Genomic DNA, 22,420 nt, shown 5'->3' on the forward strand with positions numbered 1-22,420 from the left:
CTAGTCGGCACCTCGGACATCGGCTGCGAGCGGGGCGTCGCTGTCGCAGGGGTAGCGTTGGTACGTGCCGCAGGTCCCCCACTCCCCCGTGTCCACACCAGGATTTCGTGCATGGATCATCTGGTCCGTCGGTGTCGCGGCCTATGTGCTGTCCATCACGAACCGCACCTCCCTCGGTGCTGTCGGAGTGGAGGCGGCTGACCGGTTCGATGCGGATGCGTCGACACTCGCCCTATTCGCTGTCGTGCAACTCGCGGTCTACGGAGGGATGCAGATTCCGATCGGTGTCCTTCTCGACCGCTTCGGTTCTCGCCCGATCATGACGATCGGCATGCTGCTCATGGCCGCGGGGCAGCTCACCATGGCCCTCTCCCCCAGCATCGGCATCGCGATCTTCGCGCGGGTTCTGCTCGGTGCGGGCGACGCAGCCATCTTCCCTGCGGTGCTGCGACTCGTCGCGACCTGGTTCCCTGCGCAGCGGGGTCCGATCATGGTTCAGTTCACCGGGATCATCGGGCAGACCGGCCAACTGATCGCCCTGGTCCCGCTCGCCGCACTGCTGCATGCGACGACGTGGAGCATCACCTTCGGCAGCATCGCCGGGCTCGGAGTGCTGTTCACCATCTTGGTGGCGCTCGTCATCCGCAACCACCCGGCCGAGCGCGGCGCCGATGTCACCGTGAACACTGACACCGGCGTTGTCCGGGTCGTCACTTCTGCGATCGACACGGGCGTCGGCATCCGCGCGGCCTGGGCTCATCCGGGCACGCGCCTCGCCTTCTGGTCTCATTTCACGACGCCGTTCGCGGGCACCGCGTTCGTCCTGCTGTGGGGAATGCCGTTCCTCACCGCTGCCGAAGGCCTCGATGCCGCACATGCTGCGGGGATCATTTCGGTATATGTCATTTCTGGCATGCTTCTCGGGCCTATCATCGGTGACCTCTCCCGGCGGTTGCCCAACCACCGCTCGCTCGCGCTCGTCCTCCCCGCCGTCGGCGTGCAGATGGCCGCCTGGATCACCGTCATCGCGCTGCCTGACACCGCACCCATCTGGATGCTCTACGTTCTCGCGGTCGCACTCGCGACGGGCGGCCCCGCATCGATGATCGCTTTCGATCACGCCCGCACCCACAATCCGAGTCACCGGCTGAGCACGGCGACAGGGGTCACGAACGCCGGCGGGTTCATCGCGGCTCTCATCGCGATCTTCCTGATCGGACTCGCCCTCGACCTGCAGGGCGCCGGAACTCCCGAGACCTACACGCTCGAAGCCTTCCGTCTCGCCTTCCTCATGCCGATCCCGCTGTGGATCATCGGCACGGCCTTCATCCTCATCGAGCGCAAGCGCACGCGCATCCGGATGGGGCTCGATCCCGATCGTCGTCGCTGATCTCACCCCTGGCGAGCCCTCATAGGATGAGGCATGCTCTCCGGTTACACGTTCTCCGCCGACTCGACCCGCATCGACCGAACTCGCGTGCACCGCTGGCTCAGCGAGCAGGCGTACTGGGCGATCGGCCGTGCGCGGGACGTCCAGGAGGCTGCGATCGACGGCTCACGTAACTACGGTGTGTGGGACGCGAACGGCGACCAGGTGGCCTACGCCCGGGTCGTGACGGATGGCGCCACCTTCGCCTGGCTGTGCGACGTGTTCGTCGACGAGGACGCCCGCGGCGAAGGCCTCGGGAAGATGCTGGTCGAGGGCGTGATCGCCGATCTCCAGCCGCTGCCCGTCAGCCGCATACTTCTCGCGACGTCCACCGCACACGGGCTCTATGCCCAGTACGGCTTCGCCGTGCCGGACGACCCGAAGCGCTACATGGTGAAGCAGATGACGCAGCACTGAGGCGGCAGCGGGACACGGCCGTCACCGCCCGCGCGGCGTCCACCCGGAAGGCAAGGGGCCATCCTGTACCGCACGTTCCCGGTCTGCCTGAGCCGACCACCCCTGCGCCTGCCCCGGAGTTTCGAAAGCACCCCGCGCGATCCGGAGGCCCACGTCGTCGTGATGCATGCGCGGGGCTCCCCCACGACGAACCGATGCGCGAACGCTCCATGCGTCGTCGGCGAAACCTCCGCCGCGGAACACGCGATAGTCGTCGTAACGGGCGGGGTCAAGCAGATCCAAGCACCACTCCCAGACGTTGCCGAGCGTGTCGAAGAGACCGTTGAGGTTCGGGAGCTTGCCCCCGATGTCCTGTGGAGAAGACACACCATCAGCACGCGTCCACGCGGCGTCGGCGAGGGGCGCATAATGTGGACCGGTCGAGCCGGCGCGGCACGCGTACTCCCATTCCGCCTCGGTCGGCAGGCGGTAACCGTCTGCAGTGGTATCCCAGGTCACGTCCTCGCCATCGAACAGGTACACCCGATCCAGGCCCTCCCATTCCGACGCGGCATTGCAGAAGTGCACGGCCCGAAGCCAGGAGAGATCGGAGGCCGGGCGCCGCGGGTGCCGCATCGGGACGTCGAGGACGTCGGCCAGCTGCTCCTCGGTGACCGGGTAGACACCGATCTCGAACGGTTCGAGTTCGACCACGCGCTGCTCTCTCCGACGTGCATCATTCAACGTCACAACGCCCGCGGGGATGCGGGCCAGCTCGAGGTCGCTCACACGCCTGCCCGACGCATCCAGGCGGGTCTCACGAGGGAACCCGTTCGATCCAGGTCGGGTACTTCGCGGCACGGCCGTCACCGGACGAGGTCCGCGTGACGCGCCGTCGCACCCAGGGGCCGACGAACTCGCGGTAGTACGCCAGGCCGGACGGCCCTGCACCCAGGCGATCGCTCGGCGCCCACCAGGTCTCCGGTGGCTCGAAACCCAGGGCGTGGAGCACGCGGGCAGCCACGCGGTGATGCCCGGCCGCGTTCATGTGCAGGCGATCGTCTGCCCAGTATGCGCCTCGGGAGAGCTCCCGATCCGGCCAGTTGAGAGCGCGGATGACGTCGGGGCGTTCTTCGATCCGACGGATCACCGCCTCAGAGAGCAGATCTCCTCGACGCTGCACCAGCGATCCCATCGGAAGCTGCCCGCTGGGGTTCGCGCCGGAGAGAAGGATCATGGTCACGCCCTCCTCGTCGCACCGGCGCAGCACCCGGCTGAACGCATCCGCAATGTGCTCGACGTCGGTACGAGGGCGCAGCATGTCGTTGCCACCCCCGTTGAACGAGAGGTGCGTCGGGCGCAGAGCGAGCGCCGGCTCGAGCTGCTGTTCGACGATAGGCCAGGCCAGCTTGCCGCGGATGGCGAGATTCGCATACTGGATGGGGTGCCCGGCGGCGTCAGCCCAGCCCTGCGCCGCGAGATCGGCCCAGCCGCGCTCCTGCCCGTTCGGGAGAACGTCGCCGACGCCCTCTGTGAACGAGTCGCCGATAGCCACGAAGCGCACATCTGCCATCGTCCCAGCCTATTGCGGGCCGACGACACGACGGTCGCTTCGGGGTGCCCCGCGTCGTCACCTGTCGTCGAGAGCCTGGCCGCCGCGGTCGACGAGGCCCCACGCCGCGGCGGCCGCACCGAGGAAGCAGGCGCCGAACACCGCGAAGAGCAAGGGGGCTCCCCCGGTGAGAAGAAGCGCGGGAACCGACAGCGGCGCCACGATCGAGGCGATACGACCGATCCCGGCTGCCCACCCCGCCCCGGTCCCCCGTAGAGACGTGGGATAGATCTCCGGCGTCACCGCGTAAAGCGCGCCCCAGGCGCCGAGGTTGAAGAAAGACAGCGCCATTCCCGCGCCGATGATCGCGCCCTCGGTGGACGCCGTACCGAAGATCACGGCCGACGCGGCCGAACCCACCAGGAAGACCGAGAGGGTCAGACGTCTCCCCCAGACCTCGATCAGCCAGGCCGCGACCGCGTATCCGGGGAGCTGGGCAAGCGTGATGATGAGGGTGAAGCCGAAGGACTTGACGAGGTCGAAGCCCGCATCCACGAGGATGCTGGGGATCCAGATGAACGCGCCGTAATAGGCGAAGTTCACCCCGAGCCAGACAATCCACAGGCACAGCGTCCGCAGTCGGAACTCGCGGTTCCACAGGGTCGCGAGTCGTGCGCGCGCGGTGATCGCGATCGCTCGAGAGGGCGGCTCCTTCCGGATGGCCGGTGCGGAGAGGACGCCGGCATCCGCCTCGAACGCCGACACGATGCGATCCGCTTCTGCGATGCGACCCCGGGAGGCGAGCCAACGCGGGGATTCGGGCATCCGCCACCGGACGAACAGCGCGTAGATCGCGGGGATGGCGCCGAGCGCGAAGGCCCATCGCCACCCGTCGTCGGAGGCGGGGATGACGAGGAACCCGATCACCGCCGCGGCGGTCCAGCCGAGTGCCCAGAAGGCCTCCAGTACGACGATCAACCGACCCCGGATACGTGCGGGAGCGAACTCGCTCACATAGGTCGACGCGACCGGGAGCTCGGCACCGAGGCCCAGACCGACCAGGAACCGCAGGACGAGAAGGGCAGCGAGTCCGCCGACGAGCGCGCTCGCTCCCGTCGCGACCCCGTACACGAGCAACGTGAGCGCGAACACCTGCCGTCGTCCGAAGCGATCCGCGAGGAGCCCGCCGAGGGTGGCGCCGATCGCCATGCCGACGAAACCGATCGACGCGATCCAGCCGGCATCGCTCTTGCTGAGATCCCACTGCTGCGTGAGCGCCGCGAGGATGAACGAGATGAGGCCGACGTCCATGGCGTCCAGCGCCCATCCGAGGCCGGATCCGGTGAGGAGGCGGAAGTGACGACGCGTGAACGGGAGGACGTCCAGGCGCTCAGCGAGCGACGCGCGGCTCGGCAGGGCGGTGTTGGCCATGCTCCTCATCGTAGAGCCGCGCCAACCCCGCCCCGCCTCGGATGACGCCTCAGGCGCGGTCGGCGAGGATCTTGCGGACCCGCGGGATGACCTCGGTGCCGTACAGCTCGATGCTGCGCATCATCGACTCGTGCGAAAGGGTGCCGGTGGCGTACTTCAGGTCGAAGCGGCCCAGACCGAGAGTGGTGATCGTGTCGGCGATCTTCGCCGCGACGCGGTCCGGGGAGCCGGCGTAGATCGCGCCCTCCGGTCCGACGTCGTTCTGGAACCGCGCGCGGCTGTACGCGGGCCATCCGCGCTCTCGCCCGATCGTGTTGTTCATCGCCTCGAAGCCGGAGTATGCGGCATCCCAGGCTTCGGCGTCGGTCTCGCCGATGTGCCCCGGCGAGTGCACCGAGATCGGGTGCGATGTCGTCCCGAACGAGGCGACCGAACGGTGGTAGAGATCGACGAACGGCTTGAAACGGTGCGCCGGGCCCCCGATGATCGCCAGCATCAGACCGAGACCGTGGCGGGCGACCCGCACGACCGACTCCGGGCTACCGCCGACGCCGACCCAGGTGCGCAGGCCGTTCTCGGTCTTCGGGAAGACATTCGCGTTCTCGAGGGAAGCGCGCATGGTGCCGGACCATGTGACCGGCTCCTCCTTGAGCAGCTCGACGAAGAGCTCGAGCTTCTGCTCGAACAGGGCGTCGTAGTCACGCAGGTCGTAGCCGAAGAGCGGGAAGGACTCGATGAAGGAGCCGCGTCCGAGGACGACTTCGGCCCGCCCGTTCGAGAGCGCATCGAGCGTCGAGAACCGCTCGAACACCCGCACCGGGTCATCGGACGACAGCACAGTGACCGCTGTGCCGAGTCGGATGTGCTCGGTGCGCGCGGCGATGGCGGCGAGCACCATCTCCGGCGCGGAGACGGCGAACTCCGTGCGGTGGTGCTCCCCCACCCCGAAGAAGTTCACACCGACGGTGTCGGCGAGTTCCGCCTGCGCCACCATGTTGCGGATCGTCTGCGCCCCGGTGAGGAGCTCTCCGTCCGCGCCCCTTGTGATGTCGCCGAAGGTGTCCAGCCCGAATTCGATGCTCATGTCACGCCTTTCTATTCACATGAATGAACACGGAATGGCCAAGCAGCATTCCCGTCAGCGTGGCAGCAGAGCGGTGCGCAGCGTGTCGAGGCCGACGCCGCCGATGTCGAGCGCCCTCTTGTGGAAATCCTTGAACGAGAACGCGTCGCCCTCGGAGGCACGGACGCCGTCGCGAACCTGCTCCCAGATGCGCTGTCCGACCTTGTACGAAGGCGCCTGCCCCGGCCAGCCGAGGTACCGGTTGACCTCGAACTGCACGAACTGATCGGACATGTTCACGTTGTGGCGCATGAAGTCGAGCGCGTAGTCCGCGTCCCAGACGCCGGTACCGTCGAGGCGGGGCTTGCCGAGGTGCACGCCGATGTCGAGGACGACCCGGGCCGCACGCATCCGCTGCCCATCGAGCATGCCGAGACGGTCGGCCGGGTCGTCGAGGTAGCCGAGCTGCTCCATCAGACGCTCTGCGTAGAGGGCCCAGCCCTCGGCATGCCCCGAGGTGCCGGCGAGCAGACGGCGCCAGGAGTTGAGCTCCGCGCGGTTGTAGACGGCCTGCGCGATCTGGAGGTGGTGACCGGGCACGCCCTCATGGAAGACCGTGGTGAGTTCGCGCCAGGTGTCGAACTCCGTGACGCCCTCGGGCACGGACCACCACATGCGACCGGGACGCGAGAAGTCGTCCGTCGGGCCGGTGTAGTAGATCCCACCCTCCTGCGTGGGGGCGATCATGCACTCCAGGGTGCGAATCGCCTCGGGGATGTCGAAGTGCGAGGCACCGAGCTCGGCGACCGCACGGTCGCTGGTCTCCTGCATCCACTTCTGCAGTGCATCCGTGCCGACGAGCTTGCGGGTGGGGTCGGCCTCGAGATGAGCAACGGCTTCTTCGACCGAGGCTCCAGGAAGAATCTCGTTCGCGATCGCGGTCTGCTCGGCAACCATGCGTGCGAGCTCTTCCCGACCCCATTCGTACGTCTCGTCGAGATCGATCGTCGCACCGAGGAACCGGCGCGAGTTGAGCGCGTACAGTTCGCGACCGACGGCATCGACGTCTCCGGCCGCGGGGGCGAGTTCCTCGGCCAGGAAGCGACGCAGCTCGTCGTAGGCGACGCGTGCGGCGGCGGAGTTGTCGGCGAGCGTACGAGCCAGGGATGCGGGGAGCTGGCCCTCGTCGGGGTCGGCTTCGGCCACGAAGGCGGCGAAGAACCCGTCATCGGCGGTGTAGCGATCGATCTGGGTGGCGACTTCGACCACCTGACGACGTGCGGGCGTGATGCCCTCGGCGATGCCGGTGCGAAGCGTCTCGACGTAGCCGCGGAGCGCGCCGGGGACGGCGGCCAGGCGAGTCGCGACGACGTCCCAGTCCTCGACCGTCGACGTCGGCATCAGGTCGAACGCCGAACGCACATCCTGCGCGGCCGAGGCGATGACGTTGAGGTCGCGGAGATGCCACTTGGCGTCGTGGAGCTCGAGGTCCAGGCGGAGTTCCGCGCTGAGATCGGTCTTGGTGACCTCGTCGATCGCGTCGACCGGCGTGAGGGCAGACAGCTTGTCGAGGGTCGACCGGGTCGCCTCGGCGATCTCCTCATGTCCGGCCGGGCTCAGGTCGCCGAAACGATCGTTCACCTCATCGCGGCCGATATAGGTGCCGAGCGTGGGCGCCAGAACCGCGATCTTGTCGACCCATTCATCGGCGACGGCGTCGATGGCGGAGGGGGTGCGGGGAGCTGAAGTCATAACTGCCAGCCTAATCCCCGGCCCCCTCCCACCGCCGGAGGTCAGTGCGCGGCTTCGTTCCAATCGCGACCACGGCCGACCTGCACGTCGAGCGGCACGGTCAGCTCGGCTGCGTCTCCCATGCGCGAGCGGACGATGCGCTCGGTGGCATCCCACTCCCCCGGAGCGACTTCGACCACGAGCTCATCGTGAATCTGCAGCAGCACCCGCGAAGAGAGCTGTTCGGACCGCAGATCGTCGTGGATGTGCAGCAGCGCGATCTTCATGATGTCGGCCGCACTGCCCTGGATCGGCGCATTGAGAGCTGCACGCTCGGCGTTCTCCCGCAGCACCCGGTTCGGGCTCGCGAGGTCGGGGAACGGACGGCGACGACCGAAGATCGTCTCGGTGTAGCCGACCTCCTTGGCCTTCATCACCGAGGCGCGCAGGTAGTCGCGCACTGCGCCGAAACGGGCGAAGTACTCGACCATGAGCTGCTTGGCCTCGGACTGCTCGATACGCAGCTGCTTCGACAGCCCGAACGCCGAGAGCCCGTAGACCAGGCCGTACGACATCGCCTTGACCTTGGTGCGCATGGCCGGCGTCACATCGCTCGGGTCGACGCCGAAGACCCGTGCACCCACGAAACGGTGCAGGTCTTCACCGCTGTTGAACGCCTCGATCAGCCCTTCGTCGCCTGACAGGTGCGCCATGATGCGCATCTCGATCTGCGAGTAGTCGGCGGTGAGGAGAGCTTCGTAACCCTCGCCGACCTCGAACGCACTGCGGATGCGGCGGGATTCCTCGGTGCGCACCGGGATGTTCTGCAGGTTGGGGTCGGTACTGGAGAGCCGTCCGGTCTGACTTCCGGTCTGCACATACGTCGTGTGGACGCGGTGGTCGTCGCCGATCGCCGTGTCGAGCGATTCGATGATCTGACGGAGCTTTGTGGCTTCGCGGTGCTGCAGCAGCAGGCTCAGGAAGGGATGCGGGTGGCTTTCCTGCAGGTCGGCGAGGACCGCGGCATCCGTCGAGTACCCCGTCTTCGTCTTGCGCGTCTTCGGGAGCTGGAGGTCTTCGAACAGGACCTCCTGCAGCTGTTTGGGCGAGCCGAGGTTGAACTCACGTCCGACCACGGAGAACGCCTCCTGGGCGAGCCCCTCGGCGCGCGTGGCGAGCTCGCCGGAGAAGGTCGAGAGCACCTCGTGGGAGACCGCCACGCCGGCGACCTCCATATCGGCCAGGGTGAGGAGAGTCGGCAGCTCGATGTCGACCAGGACCGTGCCCACCGACTCCGGGATGTCTTCCCGCAGCGCATCGGCGACGCGCAGGGCGAACCACGCCTCCTGCGACGGCGTCGCACCCTCGGTCTCGGGCACGAGCTGCGACGGGTCGGCTTCCGGGAGCTTCTCGCCCAGATAGCGCTCGACCAGGTCGGCGAGGGTCTTGTCGGGGAAGCTGGGGCGCAGCAGCCAGCCGGCGAGACTCGTGTCGTACGAAAGGCCGCGGAGACGGATGCCCTGACGGATCAGTGCCTTGACCTGCAGCTTCGCGTCGTGGAGCACCTTCGGCGCGTCGGATTCGATCCATTCGCGCAGGGCTTCGGCAGCGGTGTCCGTCCAGTCGGCCTCGCGCAGCTCGGTCAGCGTGGCCGCGCCGATGCGCACCGGGACGCCGCCCTGGGTGGCGACGCGGAGGGAGACATCGCCGTCCTGCGCTGCGGCCCAGGCAGCGAGATCGGCGGGCGCGACCTCGGACGGGACGGGAAGGACGACGACGGAGGCTGGATCGTCGGCGACTTCGCCCGCTCCGACGGCCTCGAACACCCGAGGCAGGAGCGTGCGGAACTCCAGACGGGCGAAGATGTCGCGCACGGCCTGCGCGTCGATCGGTGCGACCTCGAGGTCAGCCGGTCCGACCGGAAGCTCGACATCGGTGAGCAGACGGTTGAGCTTGCGGTTGCGGCGCACGTCTTCGATGTGATCGCGGAGATTTCCGCCGACCACGCCCTTGATCTCATCGGCTCGCGCGATCAGCTCGTCGAGTGACCCGAACTGCGTGAGCCACTTGACCGCGGTCTTCTCGCCGACCTTCGGCACGCCGGGCAGGTTGTCGCTGGTCTCGCCGACGAGTGCCGCGATGTCGGGGTACTGCTCGGGCCGGACCCCGTAACGCTCCTGGACGGTCGTCGGGTCGTAGCGCTTGAGTTGGGAGACGCCCTGCACCGACGGGTAGAGCAGCGTGACATCGTCGTTGACGAGCTGGATGGTGTCGCGGTCGCCCGAGACGACGAGGACATCGAAGCCCTGTTCCGCGCCCTGGGACGCGAGCGTCGCGAGGATGTCGTCGGCCTCGATCCCCTCTTTCGTGAGGACCGGGATCGACATGGCGGCGAGGCAGTCCTGCAGCAGCGGGATCTGTCCCTTGAACTCCTGCGGCGACTCGGAGCGCGTGGCCTTGTATTCCGGATACTCATCGGTGCGGAACGAGTGACGCGAGGTGTCGAAGGCGATGGCCAGGTGCGTCGGCTGCTCGGCTTTGATGAGGTTCACCAGCATCGACAGGAACCCGTAGATGCCGTTCGTGTGCTGGTTGTCCTTGGTCGTGAAGTTCTCGACCGGAAGGGCGAAGAAGGCACGATAGGCGAGCGAATGGCCGTCGATGACCATGAGGGTAGGCTTTGCGGAGTCCGTCACCCTGTCAGCCTAACGAGGACGACAGACACCCGCTGAGGAGGATGCATGAGCGACGTCGCGACGAGCGAGGGACTCGACTGGGCCACGGCCCGCGGGATGGGTGCTCTGGCCGAGAAGATGGGCATGGAGTTCGTCGAGTTCAGCGTCGAACGCTGCGTCGCGACGATGCCCGTCGAGGGCAACACGCAGCCCGTCGGGCTCATGCACGGCGGCGCGTACGTGGTGCTCGGAGAATCGCTCGGCTCGATGGCCGCGAACCTCCACGCCGGCGCCGGTCGGCTGGCGGTCGGTGTCGACATCAATGCGACTCACACGCGCTCCGCGACCTCCGGGGTCGTGACCGGGGTATGCACGCCCGTTCATCTGGGGCGAAGCATCACCGTCCACGAGATCGTCGTGACCGATGATCAGGGTCGGCGCTGCTCGACGATCCGCATCACCAACATGATCAAGGACGTTCCCGCAGAGCGCTGAGCGGCTCCTCCAGCAGCCGCTGGAACAGCACGTGATCCTGCCACTCCCCCGCGATGCGGAGATACTTCGGAGCCAGTCCGATGCGCTCGAAGCCGTTTCCGAGGAGAACGCGCTGGGATCCGATGTTGTGCAGCAGTGTTGCGGCCTGCATCCGGTGGAGACGCAGCTCCGTGCGCGAGTATTCCAGGATCTGTGACACCGCGCGGGTCGCGAGTCCGCGGTGCTGCCTCGCGACGTCGACCCAATAGCCGAGGTCGGCGCTCCAGAACGCACCACGGACGATGTTGTTGATGTTCATCCGTCCACGGATCTCACCGTCTTCGGACTCGATCACGAAACGGATGCTGCGACCGGACTCAGCGTCGGCGACGCACTCTTGCGCGTGACGCTCCTGCGATTCGATCGTGAAGAAGGACTCGTCGCGAATCGGCTCCCACGGCGCGAGGTGCTCTCGGTTCGACAGGTAGGCCCTCGAAAGCGCTGCACCGTCGCCGGTGCGGACGGGTCGCAGGATGTGCTCGCCATCGAGCCGGAGGACTCCGGCGCTCACCGCTACTTCTTGGGGGCGAGCTGCTCGATGATGGCCTTGGCGACGTCCTGCATCGTCAGGCGGCGGTCCATGGACGCCTTCTGGATCCAGCGGAACGCCTCGGGCTCGCTCAGGCCCATCTTCTCGTTGAGCAGACCCTTGGCCCGGTCGACGAGCTTGCGGGTCTCGAAGCGCTCGACCATGTCGGCGACTTCGGCCTCGAGCGTGATGATCTGCTCGTGGCGGGCGAGGGCGATCTCGATCGCGGGGAGGAGGTCGTTCGGCGTGAACGGCTTCACGACGTAGGCGAGTGCGCCTGCTTCGCTTGCCCGCTCGACGAGCTCCTTCTGGCTGAACGCCGTGAGGAGGACGACCGGCGCGATGTTGCCCTTGTGCAGCTTCTCGGCGGCGCTGATGCCGTCGAGCTGAGGCATCTTCACGTCCATGATGACCAGGTCGGGACGCAGCTCGGTCGCGAGCGCGACCGCGGTCTCGCCGTCACCGGCCTCACCGACGACATCGAAGCCGTTGTCGCGGAGGATCTCGACGATGTCGAGGCGGATCAGCGACTCATCCTCGGCGACGACGACGCGTCGGGGGGCGGATGACGTGGGCTGCTCGGCCTGCTCTTCTTGCTCTGTCACAGAACTATCCTAGTGGAGTGGTCGGTGAGCGGGCTGTAGGTGCTCGGCGCGGAGGATCGCGCCTCTCCCCTGCGCTAAAGTCGTAGACGCGACACACGAGCCGGCGTGGCGGAATGGCAGACGCGGAGCACTCAAAATGCTTTGTCCGAAAGGGCGTGTGGGTTCGAGTCCCACCGCCGGCACACGAATCGCGGTCGAGACCGCTGAATCACTCGCACAGCCTCAGATCGACCTCGCATCCCGGGCCCGCGGGCGCGATGACCGGAGGAGACTGCGATGAACTGGCCTGATGACGAAGTGGTCACTCGCCCTCAGCCGGTCGAACTCCATCCCGGCTGGGGCTGGGGTCTGCTGCTCGTTCCCGCGGCCGTGGGACTCGCCGCTCTCGGCGTGTTCCTGTACCGCTCGCTGGGTTCGGGAGCGGGACTCCTGATCGGAATCGCGCTCATCGCCTGGGCAGCATCGTTGGTGATGCCGTTCTTCGTCATCACCTGGTACGCGGTGCAGGCGACGTGGAAGGCATCGCGCGAAGCGCGGGGACAGACCTTCGCCGCACCAGCGCACGCGCTCCGCGGCATCGGATTCCACATCCGCTGGAGCTACGGGGCACGGCGCTTGATGTTCAATCCCGCGTCCTATGACGGACGTGACCTCCCGATGCTCGTCGCCGGTCGCGTCGTCCACGGTGTCGCGATCGGGATCCTCGTCTTCGCAGGGCTGATCGCTGCGTTCCTATCCTTCACCTCGCGCTGAGGCGACTACTCGGCAAGCACGGCCAGTTCGGCCAGGACGCGAGGGTGCTGGAGGATCCGGAAGTGCCCTCCGGTCTCGAGTCGCACGTTCTTTGCCCCGGCCAGCTCGCTCCCCTCCGGGATGTGCGGATCGAACGCTGCATAGATCGACACGATCCGTTCATTGACCGTGAGCTGCCGGGCGATGTCCACGATCGATGGATCTTCCGGCGAGAAGGCGCGCAGGGTGCGCGACAGCATCAGACGGGCGTAGCGCGAGCCGCCGAACGGCGTAGCGATCGCCAGCATCGAGCGCACCCGCTCCCCCGCCGGGCCGGTCATGACGAGCTTGCCTGCGAGGCCTCCCTTGCTGTGTGCGACCAGGATCACGTCGGTGAGCCCTTGGCGCTCGAGGAACTCCGCGACAGCCGCCGCGATGTCGGCCACCGGACGCTCGTTCCGACGAAGCGTGTCGACGATGTGGACGGCGTGGCCGCGCGCGTGCATCTGCTCCACGAGGGGCTGCATGAACTTCCAGGTCTCGTATACTCCGGGCAGGACGACGATGTGCGCGGCGCTCCCCGATGCGAAGTTCGCGGCGTCGGTGCGGTCGAACGTCGCGCGCAGCTGCCAGTAGCCCGCGTACGCGTAGTCGGCCAGCCACCAGCCCGCGTTCCTCAGCACGCCGATGACGTGCTCCTCCGCAGACGGCTTCGACTCATGAGGGAAAAACTACCGGACCGCACCGGACGTCCCTCCACTTTTCACCCAGCGATCAGGCCGGTGGCTTCTGTCGACGGGATTGCTGCGCCCACCACTCGACGCCGAAGCCGATCAGGATCAGCGACGCCGTGGAAATGCCGATGATCCATGGATCGATGCGGGTGATCGCAGCCAGGAGGAGTGAAGCGAAGAACAGGATAGCGGGCCACCACCCGCCCAGGAATGTGGGTCTAGGCACAGATCGACTTCCAATCAGACATGTATCACGTTACAGGAAAGATCGCGGATCGGACATGACCCACGACCGCACGACAGAGGGGGCGAGACCGAAGTCTCGCCCCCTCTGGATGCTGAGTGTCAGACGCCGGCCTTGTAGATCGGGGCTGCACCGCGGATCGCATCGCCGACCTTGTGCACGCGAAGGTCGTTCGTCGATCCGATGATTCCGGGAGGGGAACCGGAGATCACGACGACCTTGTCCCCTTCCTCGGCCAGCTTGTTGCCGAGCAGATACTCGTCGACCTGGTGATACATCAGGTCGGTGTGCTGCACCATGTCGACCAGGGTCGAGCGGATGCCCCACGTGAGGGCCATACGGCGGCGGATGTCGGGTTCCGGCGTGAACGCGATCATCGGGATGCGCGAGCGCAGGCGCGAGAGACGACGCGCGGAGTCACCCGACTGCGTGAACACGCAGAGGAACTTCGCGTCGACGAACTCGGCGACCTCGAGGGCGGCCAGGGTGATCGCACCACCCTGGGTGCGGGGCTTGGCCGTGAGCGGCGCGATGCGCTCCAGGCCGTGCTCCTCGGTCGACTCGATGATGCGAGCCATGGTCTCGACCACGACGACCGGGTAGTCGCCGACGCTGGTCTCACCGGAAAGCATGACCGCGTCCGCACCGTCGAGCACGGCGTTCGCGACGTCCGAGGTCTCGGCGCGCGTCGGCACGGGGCTGTTGATCATCGACTCGAGCATCTGCGTCGCGACGATGACGGGCTTCGCCATGCGGCGGGCGATCTCGACGGCGCGCTTCTGCACGATCGGTACGGCCTCGAGCGGAAGCTCGACACCGAGGTCGCCACGGGCGACCATGATCGAATCGAATGCGTCGACGATCTCTTCGAGTGCGTCGACGGCCTGCGGCTTCTCGACCTTGGCGATGACGGGGACGCGAACGCCCTCTTCCGCCATGATCTCGTGCACGCGGGTGACATCGGAGGCGTTGCGCACGAACGACAGGGCGATCAGATCGGCGCCGATGCGCAGACCCCAACGCAGGTCGTCCTCGTCCTTCTCGCTCAGTGCGGGGACGTTCACGGCGACACCGGGCAGGTTGATGCCCTTGTTGTTGGATACGGCGCCCGCGACGATGACCTTCGTGGTGACGGTCACACCGTCGGTCTCGACGACCTCGACACGGACCTTGCCGTCGTCGATGAGGAGGAAGTCACCGGGCTTGACGTCCTGCGGGAGGCCCTTGAAGGTCGTTCCGCAGATGTCCTTGTTGCCGATGATGTCTTCGGTGGTGATCTTGAAGATGTCGCCCTTGGCGAGCTCGTACGGGCCGTTCTCGAACTTGCCGAGACGGATCTTCGGTCCCTGCAGGTCGACGAGGATGGCGACCGGGCGACCGGCGTCCTCTGCGGCACGACGCACGTTGGCGTAGTTGTTCTCGTGCACGGAGTAGTCACCGTGGCTGAGGTTCAGTCGAGCGACGTCCACCCCCGCATCGATCAGTGCACGCACCGTCTCATAGGTGGAGGTGGCGGGGCCCAGGGTGGCGACGATTTTCGCGCGTCTCAAAGATTTCTCCAGGGTAGAAGTGGGGGAAGGTAAATCAGGCGACGGTGCCGGCCTCAGCCTACGCGGGCTGGAGACCGATCGCGACATCGCTCGGGCGCACCGGCTCGGGAAGAACCGTGGTGCCCATCAGGAACCGATCGACGTTCGCGGCGGCCGCGCGGCCCTCGGCGATGGCCCAGACGATGAGCGACTGTCCACGGCCGGCGTCGCCGGCGACGAACACGCCGGGAACCGTCGACTCGTAGCCGTTGTCGCGACGGAACGCGCCACGGTCGGTGACCTGCGGGAGCGTCTCCTCGGTGTAGCCGTCCTGCTCAGGGCCGGTGAACCCCATGGCGATGAGGATCAGGTCGGCCGGGATCTCGCGCTCGGTGCCGCTCTTGGGCACGCGACGACCGTCGATGTACTCGGTCTCGGCCACCCGCAGCGCACGGACCTCGCCGACCTCGTTGCCGAGGAACTCGACGGTCGACGCGAGGAACACCCGCTCGCCGCCCTCCTCGTGCGCAGAGGAGACCTCGAACAGGGTCGGCATCATCGGCCACGGCTGGTGGTCGGGACGCGCGTCGCCCGGCTGCTTGCCGATCGCGAGGTTGGTGACGCTCAGCGCGCCCTGACGGTGTGCGGTGCCGATGCAGTCGGCGCCGGTGTCGCCGCCGCCGATGACGATGACATGCTTGCCTTCGGCGCTGATCTGGTCGGGGACCTTGTCGCCGGCGACCACGTGGTTGGACTCGACCAGGTACTCCATGGCGAAGTGGACCCCGTCGAGGTCGCGTCCGGGGATGGCGAGATCACGCGGCACCGTCGAACCGGTCGCGATGACGACCGCGTCGTAGCGCGCACGCAGGTCTGGCCAGGAGATGTCCTTGCCGATCTCGACGCCCGCGCGGAAGCGGGTGCCCTCCTCCTGCATCTGGCGAAGGCGCGACTCGAGCTGCGACTTCTCCATCTTGAAGTCCGGGATGCCGTAGCGCAGCAGACCGCCGATGCGGTCGTCGCGCTCGAAGACCGCGACGGTGTGGCCGGCACGCGTGAGCTGCTGGGCGGCGGCGAGACCCGCGGGCCCCGATCCGACGACCGCGACGGTCTTGCCGGTCAGGCGCTCCGGCGGCTCCGCCTCGACCCACCCCTTGGCGAAGGCCTCGTCGATGATCGAGACCTCGATCTGCTTGATGGTCACGGCGGGCTGGTTGATGCCGAGCACGCACGAGCTCTCGCACGGTGCGGGGCACAGACGACCGGTGAACTCCGGGAAGTTGTTCGTGGCGTGGAGGCGCTCGATCGCCTCGCGACCCTCGCCACGCCACGTCAGGTCGTTCCACTCGGGGATCAGGTTGCCGAGCGGGCAGCCCTGGTGGCAGAAAGGCACGCCGCAATCCATGCAGCGACCGGCCTGACGACGCAGGACCTGCTTGTCGCCCGGCTCATAGACCTCTTTCCAGTCCATGATGCGCACGGGCACGGGGCGACGGGCGGGAAGTTCCCGCTCGGTCACCTTCAGAAAGCCTTTGGGGTCAGCCACCGGTCACCTCCAGGATGCGGTTCCACACGATGTCGCCGTCGGGGTCGATCCCCTCGGCCAGTGCCTCCTCGCGCATGCTCCGCACGGCGGCGAAGTCACGAGGCAGCACCTTCACGAACTCTGCAGCGGTCTCCTCGAAGCTCTCGAGAAGCGCAGATGCTCGCGGCGAGGCCGTACGTTCGACGTGCGCGACCAGCAGGCTGCGCAGTACCTCGAGGTCGGCACGGTCGAGCGGTTCGAGCAGAAGCTCCCCGCTGCCGAGCGACTGGGCGTTCACCTTGCTCGTGTCGAGCGCGTGCACGTACGCCACTCCCCCGGACATGCCCGCACCGAAGTTGCGCCCGGTCGATCCGAGGATCACGGCGAGCCCGCCGGTCATGTACTCCAGCGCGTGGTCGCCCACCCCCTCGACGACCGCGGTCGCGCCCGAGTTGCGGACGAGGAAGCGCTCACCCACGACACCGGAGATGAACATCGTCCCCGAAGTCGCGCCGTAGCCGATCACGTTGCCGGCGATCACGTTCTCATGCGGAGCGATCGCAGAACCGCGCGGCGGACGGATGGTGATGTCGCCACCCGAGAGTCCCTTGCCGACGTAGTCGTTCGCGTCGCCCTCCAGGCGCAGCACGATCCCCGGCGGGAGGAAAGCACCGAGCGACTGTCCGGCGGTGCCGTGCAGCGTCACGTCGATGGTGCCCTCGGGCAGACCGGCGGCGCCGTGCCGCGAAGTCACCTGGTGTCCCAGCATCGTGCCGACGGCGCGCTCGGTGTTGGCGATCGGCAGCTCGACCACGACGGGTTCGCCGTTGAGCAGTGCGCCCTTGGCGATGTCGATCAGCTGCACGTCGAAGTGCTTCTCGAGCTCGTGATCCTGCGTGCGACCGCTGCGACGCGGCTCGCCCGCCGGGAACACCGGGCCTTCGAGAACGGGGGTGAGGTCGAGTCCGTCGGCCTTCCAGTGCTCGACCGCGGCGTTGACCTCGATGAGGTCGGCGCGGCCGACGATCTCGTCGATCGAGCGGTAGCCGAGCTCCGCGAGGAGTTCACGCACCTCTTCGGCGATGAACTCCATGAAGTTGACGACGAACTCCGGCTTGCCCGTGAACCGCTCGCGCAGCACCGGGTTCTGTGTCGCGACGCCCACGGGGCAGGTGTCGAGGTGGCAGACGCGCATCATGATGCAGCCGCTGACGACGAGCGGAGCCGTGGCGAAGCCGAACTCCTCCGCACCCAGCAGCGCGCCGATGATCACATCGCGGCCGGTCTTGAGCTGACCGTCGACCTGCACCACCACGCGGTCGCGCATGCCGTTGAGCATGAGCGTCTGCTGTGTCTCGGCGAGACCGAGCTCCCACGGCGTTCCCGCGTGCTTGAGCGAGTTCAGGGGGCTCGCACCCGTTCCGCCGTCGTGGCCGGAGACCAGGATGACGTCGCTGAGCGCCTTGGCCACGCCGGCCGACACTGCGCCGATACCCGACTGGCTCACGAGCTTCGTATGGATGCGCGCCTCGGGGTTCGCCCGCTTCAGGTCGAAGATGAGCTGCTTGAGGTCTTCGATCGAGTAGATGTCGTGGTGCGGCGGCGGGGAGATGAGTCCGACGCCGGCCGTCGCATGACGGGTGCGCGCCACCCACGGGTACACCTTGGTCGGCGGCAGCTGACCGCCCTCGCCGGGCTTGGCGCCCTGGGCGAGCTTGATCTGGATGTCGTCGGCCTCGGTGAGGTACAGGCTGGTCACTCCGAAGCGTCCGGAGGCCACCTGCTTGATCGAGCTGCGGCGCTCGGGATCGACGAGACGGTCGGGGTCTTCGCCGCCCTCGCCCGTGTTCGACTTCGCGCCGATGCTGTTCATCGCGATCGCGAGCGTCTCGTGCGCCTCACGGGAGATCGAGCCATAGCTCATCGCGCCCGTCGAGAAGCGCTTGACGATCGCGGACACCGGCTCGACCTCGTCCAGCGGGACGGGCTTGCGTGTGCCGGTGCGCAGCTGGAACAGACCGCGCAGCGTCTTCAGCTCGGCCGCCTGATCGTCGACGAGCTTCGTGTACTCACGGAAGATGTCGTAGCGCCGGGTGCGGGTCGAGTGCTGCAGCTTGAACACCGTCTCCGGGTTGAACAGGTGCGGGGAACCGTCACGCCGCCACTGGTACTCGCCGCCGGTCCACAGCCGCTCGTGCGCACGCGCAGCAGCATCCTCGGGATAGGCGTAGTCGTGACGCGCCTGGTTCTCGGCGAAGACCTGCTCGATGCCGATGCCGCCGAGCTTGGACTCGGTGCGCGTGAAGTAGGCGTCGATGAACTCCTGGCTGAGTCCGACCGCCTCGAACACCTGGGCGCCCGCGTACGACGACACCGTGGAGATGCCCATCTTCGACATGATCTTGAGCACGCCCTTGCCGAGCGCGTAGATCAGGTTCTTGACGGCCTTCTCCGGCGAGATCCCGGTGATGTAGCCGGTGCGCACCAGGTGCTCGACCGTCTCCATCGCGAGGTACGGGTTGACGGCGGAGGCGCCGTAACCGATCAGGGTCGCGACGTGATGAACCTCGCGAACGTCACCGGCTTCGACGATGAGACCGACCTTCATGCGGTTCTCGCGCCGGATGAGGTGGTGGTGGATCGCCGAGACCATGAGCAGCGACGGGATGGGAGTGAGATCCTTGTTCGAGTCACGGTCGGACAGGATGATGAACTCGGCACCGTTCGCGATCGCCTCGTCGACCTCGGCGCACATCTCCGTGAGACGGTCCTGCAGCGTCTGGGGGCCGGCATCGAAGTGGTACAGACCGCGAATGGTCGCGCTCGACCGACCGGGCATGGCCTTGTCGATGTGGCGGATCTTCGCGAGCTCGTCGTTGTCGATCACCGGGAAGTCGAGCGACACGGTGCGCGTGTGCTCCGGACCCCAGGAGAGCAGGTTGCTCTCGGGGCCGAGGCCCAGCTTGAGGCTCGTGACGACCTCTTCACGGATCGAGTCGAGCGGCGGGTTCGTGACCTGGGCGAACTGCTGCGTGAAGTAGTCGAACAGCAGGCGCGGACGCTTGCTGAGCACCGCGATCGGCGTGTCCGAGCCCATCGCGCCGAGAGGCTCGACACCCGTCTGCCCCATCGGCGTGAGGAGGATGCGGACCTCTTCCTCGGTGTATCCGAACGTGCGCTGACGACGGGTGATCGATGCGGGCGGGTGCACGATGTGCTCGCGCTCGGGCAGCTCGGCGAGCCGCACGGCGCCGGCATCCAGCCACTCCTGCCACGGGTGCATCGTGGCGAGATCGTGCTTGATCTCGCTGTCTTCGACGATGCGACGCTGCGAGGTGTCGACGAGGAACATCTTCCCCGGCTGCAGGCGTCCGCGACGCTTGATGCGCTCGGGCTCGAACTGCAGCACACCGGTCTCGGAACCGATCACGACCAGGCCGTCGGTCGTCTCGGTCCAGCGTCCGGGACGCAGACCGTTGCGGTCGAGCGTGGCGCCGACGAGCGTGCCGTCGGTGAAGATGAGGGCGGCCGGACCGTCCCACGGCTCCATCTGGTTGGAGTGGTACTCGTAGAACGAGCGCAGCTCCGGCGTGATGTCGGCCTGCTTCTCGTACGCCTCGGGAACCATCATCATGATGGCGTGCGGCAGACTGCGCCCGGTCAGGGTCAGCAGCTCGAGCACCTCGTCGAACGACGCGGAGTCGCTGGCGCCGTCGGTGCAGATCGGAAGCAGCGGCTGGATGTCGCCGAGAAGCTCGGACTCGAGCTGCGACTGGCGGGCGCGCATCCAGTTGCGGTTTCCGCCGACCGTGTTGATCTCGCCGTTGTGGGCGAGCATGCGCAGAGGCTGCGCGAGCGGCCACGACGGGAAGGTGTTCGTGGAGTAGCGGGAATGCACGACGGCCAGCTCCGAGGCGAAGCGCTCGTCCTGCAGGTCGGGGTAGAACGGTTCGAGCTGCAGCGTCGTGACCATGCCCTTGTACCCGAGGGTGCGGGCCGAGAGGGAGACGAAGTAGGCGCCGAGCTCGTGTCCGGCGCGCTTGCGCAGGCGGTAGGCGACGCGGTCGAGGGCGATGCCCGTCAGAGGGGCATCGGTGTGGGTCGCTCCGCCGGCGCTGACGAACAGCTGCTCGAAGGCAGGACGCGCCTCATCGGCGAGCTTGCCGAGGTTCTCGTTGGCGGTGGGAACCTCGCGCCAGCCGAGGACGCGAAGTCCCTCGGAGCGGGCGATCTTCTCGATCCCGGCTTTCTGCTGGCGGCGCTCGCTCGAATCGCGAGGCAGGAAGGCCAGTCCAGCGGCGTACTCCCCCACGGGCGGCAGTTCGAAGCCGACGACTGCGCGGAGGAATGCATCGGGCATCTGCGTCAGGATGCCGGCGCCGTCCCCGGTGCCCGCATCGGAGCCGATGGCTCCGCGGTGCTCCAGGTTGCGCAGGGCCTCGAGGGCCAACGCGATGATGTCGTGCCCGGCTTCGCCGCGCAGGGTCGCGACCATGGCGAGGCCGCAGGCGTCTTTTTCGAACGCCGGGTTGTACATGCCCTGCTTCGGGGGGTAGGCGCCGGACGCGCCGTAGGGTGGCTGGAAATACACCAGTTACCGTCCTCAGATCTTCAGTGAAACCCGGGGACGACGTCGGCCCGCTCGTTCAGTGCAATGGTTCTCCCGCCACGAGGTGGCGTTGTTATCGGGAGCCGTTCTCGCTCGTGGGAGCAGTGCTTGTGGCAGTGGCTCCTGCGGTGACTTCCTCGGTCGGAGGCTCGCTCACGTCCACGAAGTCAGAGGGATTGTTCTGCGATTGTACATCAGCGTCGGCGTCGGTCTTCTCGCGTCCCGGCTGGTACGGCGAGGGCTCGAGACCGGGGTGACGACGCGTCTGCACGACGAGGATCACCAGCCCGACGACGACGCCGATGATCGCCGCCCAGACGTTGCTGCGCAGGCCCAGGATGATCTCGCTCGGATCGATGCGGATCGACTCCCAGACGATGCGGCCCGCGCTGTACCAGATGAGGTAGATCGCGAACAGGCGTCCCCACTGGAAGAACAGCTTGCGGCCGAGCCACAGGAGCACCAGTACGCCCAGGCCGTTCCAGATCACCTCGTAGAGGAAGGTCGGGTGGAACAGGGTGCCCTCGGGCAGACCGGCAGGGAATGCCGAGTTCGTCGACTCGATCTCCAGCCCCCACGGCAGGTCGGTGGGAAGGCCGAAGAGCTCGTGGTTGAACCAGTTGCCGAAGCGGCCCATGGCCTGAGCGAGCAGCAGACCGGGCGCCAGCGCGTCGGCGAACGTCCAGAAGCGGATGCCCGTCCATCGGCAGCCGAGGTACGCGCCGATCGCGCCGCCGATCAGAGCGCCGAAGATCGCGATCCCGCCCTCCCAGATGGCCCACACCGAACCGGGCTCGAACGGGTTCCAGGTGTTCCTGCCCTCGCCGAAGTAGAAGTTCGGGTGGGTGAGCACGTGGAAGATTCGGGCACCGATGATGGCCAGCGGCACGGCGAGGATCGAGATGTCGATCACGACCCACGGCTCCGCTCCGCGCTTGGTCAGGCGGTAGTTGGTCAGCAGCGTCGCCGCGATGATGCCCGCGATGATGCACAGCGCGTAGAAGTGGATCCGTACGGGTCCGAGGTCGATGTACGACACCGGAGGGCTCGGGATGCTGGCGAGCACGTTGGTGACGGTGCTGGGGAACGCGAGTGACATGAG

18 protein-coding genes and 1 tRNA gene are annotated in these 22,420 nt (G+C 67.2%); 5 read left to right on the forward strand and 14 right to left on the reverse strand.

Annotated features, from left to right (window positions below; all coding sequences use genetic code 11):
* Positions 1-64 precede the first annotated feature (64 nt).
* Both BQ2383_RS16340 and BQ2383_RS16345 read left to right on the forward strand, forming a co-directional pair.
* On the forward strand, positions 65-1,390 hold the full coding sequence (locus BQ2383_RS16340) for an MFS transporter (protein ID WP_091036349.1): 1,326 nt from the start codon (positions 65-67) through the stop codon (positions 1,388-1,390).
* Positions 1,391-1,423: 33 nt separating this feature from the next.
* Positions 1,424-1,846 carry a GNAT family N-acetyltransferase gene (locus tag BQ2383_RS16345; RefSeq protein WP_091036351.1) on the forward strand — a complete coding sequence of 141 codons (423 nt, stop codon included), beginning with the start codon at positions 1,424-1,426 and terminating at the stop codon, positions 1,844-1,846.
* Between the two features lie 21 nt (positions 1,847-1,867).
* Here the strand turns inward: BQ2383_RS16345 and BQ2383_RS16350 are convergent, their stop codons facing one another.
* Genes BQ2383_RS16350 through polA form a run of 6 tightly spaced genes read right to left on the reverse strand, consistent with a single transcriptional unit; the run spans position 1,868 to position 10,298 of the window.
* Positions 1,868-2,614: a formylglycine-generating enzyme family protein gene (locus BQ2383_RS16350; RefSeq protein WP_091036354.1), complete on the reverse strand. Its 747-nt coding sequence runs from the start codon at positions 2,612-2,614 to the stop codon at positions 1,868-1,870.
* 28 nt (positions 2,615-2,642) lie between these two features.
* Positions 2,643-3,398, reverse strand: a complete 756-nt coding sequence (locus BQ2383_RS16355; protein WP_208617688.1) for an SGNH/GDSL hydrolase family protein — start codon at positions 3,396-3,398, stop codon at positions 2,643-2,645.
* 57 nt (positions 3,399-3,455) lie between these two features.
* A complete protein-coding gene (locus tag BQ2383_RS16360; RefSeq protein ID WP_091036359.1) occupies positions 3,456-4,808 on the reverse strand; it encodes an MFS transporter in 1,353 nt (450 codons plus the stop codon).
* Between the two features lie 49 nt (positions 4,809-4,857).
* Positions 4,858-5,892, reverse strand: a complete 1,035-nt coding sequence (locus BQ2383_RS16365; protein ID WP_091036361.1) for an LLM class flavin-dependent oxidoreductase — start codon at positions 5,890-5,892, stop codon at positions 4,858-4,860.
* Between the two features lie 54 nt (positions 5,893-5,946).
* The gene (locus BQ2383_RS16370) at positions 5,947-7,623 is read right to left on the reverse strand and encodes a DUF885 domain-containing protein (RefSeq protein ID WP_091036365.1); all 1,677 of its coding nucleotides are present in this window, start codon (positions 7,621-7,623) and stop codon (positions 5,947-5,949) included.
* Between the two features lie 41 nt (positions 7,624-7,664).
* Complete coding sequence (gene polA / locus BQ2383_RS16375; RefSeq protein WP_208617689.1) at positions 7,665-10,298, reverse strand: DNA polymerase I; 2,634 nt, start codon at positions 10,296-10,298, stop codon at positions 7,665-7,667.
* A gap of 45 nt (positions 10,299-10,343) precedes the next feature.
* Here polA and BQ2383_RS16380 point away from each other — a divergent pair, with 45 nt between their 5' ends.
* A complete protein-coding gene (locus tag BQ2383_RS16380; protein ID WP_091036371.1) occupies positions 10,344-10,772 on the forward strand; it encodes a hotdog fold thioesterase in 429 nt (142 codons plus the stop codon).
* Here BQ2383_RS16380 and BQ2383_RS16385 read toward each other — a convergent pair.
* Both BQ2383_RS16385 and BQ2383_RS16390 read right to left on the reverse strand, forming a co-directional pair.
* Positions 10,747-11,322 (reverse strand): GNAT family N-acetyltransferase, encoded by a 576-nt coding sequence (locus BQ2383_RS16385; protein ID WP_091036374.1) that lies wholly within the window; start codon positions 11,320-11,322, stop codon positions 10,747-10,749. The two genes, BQ2383_RS16380 and BQ2383_RS16385, sit on opposite strands and share 26 nt — an antisense overlap.
* Positions 11,323-11,324: 2 nt before the next feature.
* On the reverse strand, positions 11,325-11,945 hold the full coding sequence (locus BQ2383_RS16390; protein WP_017830602.1) for an ANTAR domain-containing response regulator: 621 nt from the start codon (positions 11,943-11,945) through the stop codon (positions 11,325-11,327).
* Between the two features lie 99 nt (positions 11,946-12,044).
* Between BQ2383_RS16390 and BQ2383_RS16395 the strand changes: the two genes are divergently transcribed.
* Both BQ2383_RS16395 and BQ2383_RS16400 read left to right on the forward strand, forming a co-directional pair.
* A tRNA-Leu gene (locus tag BQ2383_RS16395) sits at positions 12,045-12,127 on the forward strand.
* A 94-nt stretch (positions 12,128-12,221) separates the two neighbouring features.
* Positions 12,222-12,698, forward strand: a complete 477-nt coding sequence (locus BQ2383_RS16400; protein WP_091036376.1) for a hypothetical protein — start codon at positions 12,222-12,224, stop codon at positions 12,696-12,698.
* A gap of 5 nt (positions 12,699-12,703) precedes the next feature.
* On the opposite strand, the gene BQ2383_RS16405 is transcribed toward BQ2383_RS16400, so the two are convergent.
* From BQ2383_RS16405 to lgt, 6 genes are all read right to left on the reverse strand, one after another.
* A complete protein-coding gene (locus tag BQ2383_RS16405) occupies positions 12,704-13,360 on the reverse strand; it encodes an esterase/lipase family protein (RefSeq protein ID WP_244176034.1) in 657 nt (218 codons plus the stop codon).
* A gap of 91 nt (positions 13,361-13,451) precedes the next feature.
* The gene (locus BQ2383_RS16410; protein ID WP_091036379.1) at positions 13,452-13,637 is read right to left on the reverse strand and encodes a hypothetical protein; all 186 of its coding nucleotides are present in this window, start codon (positions 13,635-13,637) and stop codon (positions 13,452-13,454) included.
* Positions 13,638-13,756: 119 nt separating this feature from the next.
* Entirely contained in the window at positions 13,757-15,205 is a 1,449-nt protein-coding gene (gene pyk, locus BQ2383_RS16415) for a pyruvate kinase (protein WP_091036382.1), read from the reverse strand.
* 58 nt (positions 15,206-15,263) lie between these two features.
* The gene (locus BQ2383_RS16420; protein ID WP_091036385.1) at positions 15,264-16,730 is read right to left on the reverse strand and encodes a glutamate synthase subunit beta; all 1,467 of its coding nucleotides are present in this window, start codon (positions 16,728-16,730) and stop codon (positions 15,264-15,266) included.
* On the reverse strand, positions 16,723-21,246 hold the full coding sequence (gltB, locus tag BQ2383_RS16425; protein WP_091036388.1) for a glutamate synthase large subunit: 4,524 nt from the start codon (positions 21,244-21,246) through the stop codon (positions 16,723-16,725). The genes BQ2383_RS16420 and gltB overlap by 8 nt, the downstream gene beginning before the upstream one ends.
* A 145-nt stretch (positions 21,247-21,391) precedes the next feature.
* Positions 21,392-22,417, reverse strand: a complete 1,026-nt coding sequence (gene lgt, locus BQ2383_RS16430; RefSeq protein WP_091036390.1) for a prolipoprotein diacylglyceryl transferase — start codon at positions 22,415-22,417, stop codon at positions 21,392-21,394.
* Positions 22,418-22,420 lie beyond the last annotated feature (3 nt).

Origin of the sequence: Microbacterium oxydans (genome assembly GCF_900095745.1) — a bacterium.
GTDB classification, from domain to species: domain Bacteria; phylum Actinomycetota; class Actinomycetes; order Actinomycetales; family Microbacteriaceae; genus Microbacterium; species Microbacterium oxydans_B.